Genomic DNA, 4,704 nt, shown 5'->3' with positions numbered 1-4,704 from the left:
CTATCTCTACTACGTGTACACCGGTGGCACGCCCTGGATGGGCATCGACCATCTGCGCTTCGGGATGATCGGCATGCCGGTCAGCCTGATCGCCATGGTCGTGGTCAGCCTGATGACCCCGGCACCGGACGCGGAGACGCAGGCCATGGTGGACGAGGTTCGGATTCCCTCCGGCGAAACGATCCTCGACGCCAAGCACTAAGCAAAGGCAATTCGGTATCACCTGGGTGGCGGAACGTTTCCGCCACCCTTTTTCTTTCGAGAGTGAGAGCGTGATGAGTTCATATGGGATCGGTTTGATGGGCCGGATCAGCCCACTCGGTCAGGCGCGGTGCGCAGCGCGATGTGGGGCATCGGGCAAGCGCCGCAACGCAGCCGATGGGCTGATCCGGCCCACCGAAGGCCGGTTTTTCGCGCCCGCCGGCGGCGTTGCGGCCCCCTTGTGGACGATCCAGTCCACGGCGGGGCCCGCGCCTTGCCAGCAGACGCGAAAAACCGGTCAAACCGGTCCTATATGAATTCATCACGCTCTAGTATCGTTCCCCCATGACAGATCCGTTCGCCGTTTTCCCAATCTGGGTCATCGTGCTCGACTACCTGATGGGCGTGATCATGTGGACGCTGATCGGACGCGTCGCCATGAACATCTTCCTGCCCGAGGACTCGAACTTCTTTTTCATGAAAGTCTTCGTCAAAGCGACCAACCCGGTCATCCGGGTGTTTCGCCCGGTTACCCCCGGCTTCCTGCTCGACCCGCTGGTGCCGCTCTACGTCGCCTGGTTCTTCTTCATGATCCGCTTCTATCTCATGCCCTGGCTGCTGGGCTATTCGGTGATGGGGATGCTGTCGTTTCCCCTGGAAGGGGAAATCGCCGGGGCGATCTACGAAGCCTTCAATTGAGCTCGCTTAGCGCGCGCGGCGCGGGTCGGTCAGGGTCTTCAGAAAGGCGAGCAGGTCGTCGACATCGCGGTTCTCGCCCTTATGACCGGCCATCTCGATGTCGGAGAGAACGGGGAACATGGCCTGAGCTGCGAGATTCAGGTTGAATGCCGCGCCGATGACCAGCGCAGAGAGGGAAAGGAGACGCAACGCAAGGGGATCGGACAGGGAGAAATTCACACTGTGAAGATGATGTTAACCTTATTCCATTTTGCTAAACTTAGTTTCTGTTCGCTTGTTGCCGGCCCGTCCGCACCTCACAGGAAGCTGGCTGTGTGCAGGGTTTAGCAGCGCACGAGCTGGAACAACGAACCGAGATCGGACACCCCGATCGCCAGGAGTGACGTCGAAGCGACTGCGATCCGATAGGAGTGTGCGCTGCGCGCGCCATGACAAAGCTTGGCTGAATTGACCAACCGGACCTAGACCATGGCAGGCCATGAGATACTGCTCCACATAGCAGGCGGTGTCGCACTGCTGCTGTGGTCTGCACGCATGGTGCGCACCGGTCTGCTGCGTGCCTTCGGAACCGAACTGCGCAAACGCGTGGGGCGGGCGACCAAGCGCTGGACCTCGGCCGCCCTCGTCGGCTTCGGCGTCACAACTGCCCTGCAGAGCTCGACGGCGACGGCCATGCTGGCGGTTTCCTTCGCCGGGCGCGGCATGATTGCCCTGGCACCGGCCCTGGCGCTGATGCTCGGAGCGGACCTCGGCTCCACCATGGTGGTTCAGTTCCTCTCTTTCGACCTCTATTGGCTCTCTCCGGCCTTTCTCGTGTTGGGCGTGCTTTTGTTCATGACTGGCACGCTGCCGCTGCGCCGGCACCTCGGTCGTGTGGCGGTCGGCCTCGGCCTGATGATCCTGGCCCTCGACCTGACGGTCAGCGCCTCCGAGCAACTGCGGTCCAGCGCAACCTTGGAGAGCGTCTTCTCGGCGCTGGCCGACGAGACCATTGTGGCGCTGCTGTTGGGTGCGTTGCTGGCCTGGCTGTTCCATTCCAGCGTGGCGCTGGTGCTGCTGGTCGTCGGAATGGCGGCCGGCGGTCTGATCTCGCCCGCGGTCGCCTTTCCTCTGGTGCTGGGGGCGAACGTCGGCTCGGGGATCATCCCCACCGTGTTGACGCTGCGCAGCCGCAACGAGATGCGGCGCATCCCATTGGGCAACCTTCTGTTCCGGTTGATTGGCGCGATCCTTTTCCTGCCGCTGCTTGAGCTCGTGACTCCGCTGATCGCCGGGCTCGACCCCGACCCGGCCCGCCAGGTCGCGAACTTCCACAGCCTCTTCAACCTGGCCCTCGTCCTTGCCGGGTTGCCGCTGGTTAAGCTTATGGCAAAGGCCACCGAACGTTTGCTGCCGGCAACGCAAGGCGAGACGCCCGAGGGGCCGCGCTATCTCACCAAGGAGGCGGCGCAGACGCCGGCGCTGGCGCTGGCATCAGCAACGCGCGAGGCGCTCCGCATGGCCGACATCGCCGAGGAGATGTTGGGCAAGGTGGCCGACGCATTCGAACCCCAGGGTCAGGCTGCCGCAGACGAGCTCGGCGTCCTGGACGATCAACTCGACGAATTGAACGAGGCGATCAAGCTCTACTTGGCGGACCTAACCCGCGAGCCCTTGGACGAGGCGGCAAGCCGGAGCTGCACCGAGTTGCTGTCGTTCACCACCAACCTCGAGCATATCGGCGACATCATCAGCAAGAGCCTGCGTAAGAGCGCCCAGAAGAAGATCCGAAACAAGCTGTCCTTCTCCGAGGAAGGCTGGCGCGACCTCCTGGACATCCATGCCCGCGTCGCCGACCACCTGCAGCTGGCGCTCAGCGCTTTCGTGACCCGCGATCCGGCGACGGCGCAACAGCTGATCGACGAGAAACACGAGCTTCGCATTTTGGAGCAGGAGGCCAACGAGCAACATCTCGACCGGCTGCGCCGCGGCAGGGTCGAGAGCATAGAGACTTCAGGAATGCACATCGACCTGCTTCGCGACCTGAAGCGCATCAACTCCCACATCACAGCGATCGGCTATGCCGTGCTGACCACCGAAGAGCCGGCTTCGCAGCATCGCAAAAAAGCCTAGAGTCTGACCGAATTCGATCACCGCCGCACTGCCGCTAACAGTCTGGCCGCCGCAAGGATCATCCCCTGCCGCGGCCTTGACGGCGGGCCCACGCCTCGACCTTGAAGAGCGTCAAAGCGGTGAGGCGATGTAACGCCACTATCTGCCGTGAGGTGATTTTCGCAGCGGCACCTGTGGCAAGACTGCCATGCGATTTTCGCTGATATTACAATGCGGCATCACCGTTGGACACTTTCCCTGGCGCTTATGCAGGGGCACTGACGGCAGAACCTTAGAGGTCAGGCAGGTCCGGGCGGCGGGGCAGGTCGGCGCCGCGGCGCGCGCAGGTGACCGCCGCGGCCCCCATGGCGAAGTCGACGACCCGGCTGCATTCGTCGGCCGAGACCTCGGAAAGCCCGGCTTTGGTCGCCTTGCCGAGTTCGTCCAGACCGCAGAGCAGCGCCGCCTGGAAGCTGTCGCCGGCCCCCACGGTATCCACCACCTCCACCGTGCGGCCGGGGGCTTCGAAGACCTCGCCGCGCAGCGAGACCAGGGCGCCCTCGCCGCCGCGGGTGACCACGATCAGCCGGACACCGCGGGAGTTCCAGCGGCTGATGGCGCTGTCGATCCCGTCGCCGGGAAACAGCGTCTCGAGATCCTCTTCGCTGACCTTGATCAGGTCGGCCATTTCCGAGAAGGCCTCGACCCTCTGGTGCCAGCGGCCCACGTCCGGCTCGACGTTCAGCCTGATGTTCGGATCGAAGGAAATCAGCGCCGCGTCACGGCTGCGCCGGGCGAGCTCGAGCAGCGAGGACCCGGTGGGCTCGACCACCAGCGAATATGAACCGAAGTGCACCGCGGCCAGGGATGACGGGAGCTCGGGCAGGTCCGCTTCGCCGACCGAACGGTCGGCCGCTTCGTGGCCGTAGAAGCTGTAGTGCGGCACGCCCTTGGCGCCCAGGCCGACCAGCGCCAGGGTCGTGGGGTTCTGCTTGCTGACGAGATAGCCGGTGTCGACCCCCTCGTCCTTCAGCGTCCGTTCCAGACGCCGGCCCAGGGGGTCGCTGGAAAGGCCCGTGAACAGGGCCGCATCGCGACCCAGGCGGGAAAGGCCGATGGCCACGTTGAAGGGCGAACCGCCGATGCGCGCATCAAAGGTGAAGCCGGTCTCGGTCTCGGCCGAGGGAAAGACGTCGTAGAGCGCTTCGCCGCAGATCAGGAACATGTCACGTCACCCTCGCATCACCAATGGACCGGTCCTCAAGGTACAAGAAAGAAGGGGCGCGGTGCCTCGGCCAGCGGACGCGCCCCTCAAGGTAGGCGGCCCTTCATGGCCGGGCCGCCACAGGGAGGTCTGCTTTCGCCTAGTTCAAGACCGCACCCTCAGGCAGGGCAATCTCCGCCGGCGGTTCCATGGCGCCGGTCATGATCGCCACCGCATCGGACATGGAGAAGTCCTTCGGCCGGATCACCGCGTGGCGGCGGCTCAGCCGGTGGATGTGAATGCGGTCGGCTACCTCGAAGACGTGGGGCATGTTGTGGGAGATCAGCACGATGGGCATGCCCCGCGCCTTCACATCCAGGATCAGCTCCAGGACGCGCCGGCTCTCTTTTACGCCGAGGGCCGCCGTGGGCTCGTCCATGATGACGAACTTGGTGGCGAAGGCCGCCGCCCGGGCCACCGCCACGCCCTGACGCTGGCCGCCGGAGAGG

Annotated in this window: 5 protein-coding genes and 1 pseudogene; 3 read left to right on the top strand and 3 right to left on the bottom strand. The window is 64.3% G+C overall.

Annotated elements, in window-relative coordinates; all coding sequences use genetic code 11:
• Nucleotides 1-202 (top strand): annotated as a pseudogene (locus tag Q0982_RS21755) (hypothetical protein); the annotation flags it as partial.
• Between the two features lie 344 nt (nucleotides 203-546).
• Nucleotides 547-900 (top strand): hypothetical protein, encoded by a 354-nt coding sequence (locus tag Q0982_RS21750; protein ID WP_299399716.1) that lies wholly within the window; start codon nucleotides 547-549, stop codon nucleotides 898-900.
• Nucleotides 901-906: 6 nt separating this feature from the next.
• Here Q0982_RS21750 and Q0982_RS21745 read toward each other — a convergent pair whose 3' ends face one another.
• Nucleotides 907-1,119 carry a hypothetical protein gene (locus tag Q0982_RS21745; RefSeq protein ID WP_299399714.1) on the bottom strand — a complete coding sequence of 71 codons (213 nt, stop codon included), beginning with the start codon at nucleotides 1,117-1,119 and terminating at the stop codon, nucleotides 907-909.
• A gap of 249 nt (nucleotides 1,120-1,368) precedes the next feature.
• On the opposite strand from Q0982_RS21745, the gene Q0982_RS21740 reads away from it, so the two are divergent.
• Nucleotides 1,369-3,012, top strand: coding sequence for a Na/Pi cotransporter family protein (locus tag Q0982_RS21740; protein ID WP_299399712.1), 1,644 nt, complete (start codon nucleotides 1,369-1,371; stop codon nucleotides 3,010-3,012).
• A gap of 271 nt (nucleotides 3,013-3,283) precedes the next feature.
• Here Q0982_RS21740 and Q0982_RS21735 read toward each other — a convergent pair whose 3' ends face one another.
• Together Q0982_RS21735 and Q0982_RS21730 are read right to left on the bottom strand one after the other, a co-directional pair.
• Nucleotides 3,284-4,216: a carbohydrate kinase gene (locus Q0982_RS21735; protein ID WP_299399710.1), complete on the bottom strand. Its 933-nt coding sequence runs from the start codon at nucleotides 4,214-4,216 to the stop codon at nucleotides 3,284-3,286.
• Between the two features lie 139 nt (nucleotides 4,217-4,355).
• A partial coding sequence (locus Q0982_RS21730; RefSeq protein ID WP_367575454.1) for an ATP-binding cassette domain-containing protein occupies nucleotides 4,356-4,704 on the bottom strand: 349 nt, incomplete at its 5' end.

The sequence above is a fragment of the Pelagibius sp. genome (genome assembly GCF_028281305.1).
Classification (GTDB): domain Bacteria; phylum Pseudomonadota; class Alphaproteobacteria; order Kiloniellales; family Kiloniellaceae; genus Pelagibius.
This window is presented reverse-complemented; position numbering and strand designations above follow the sequence as displayed.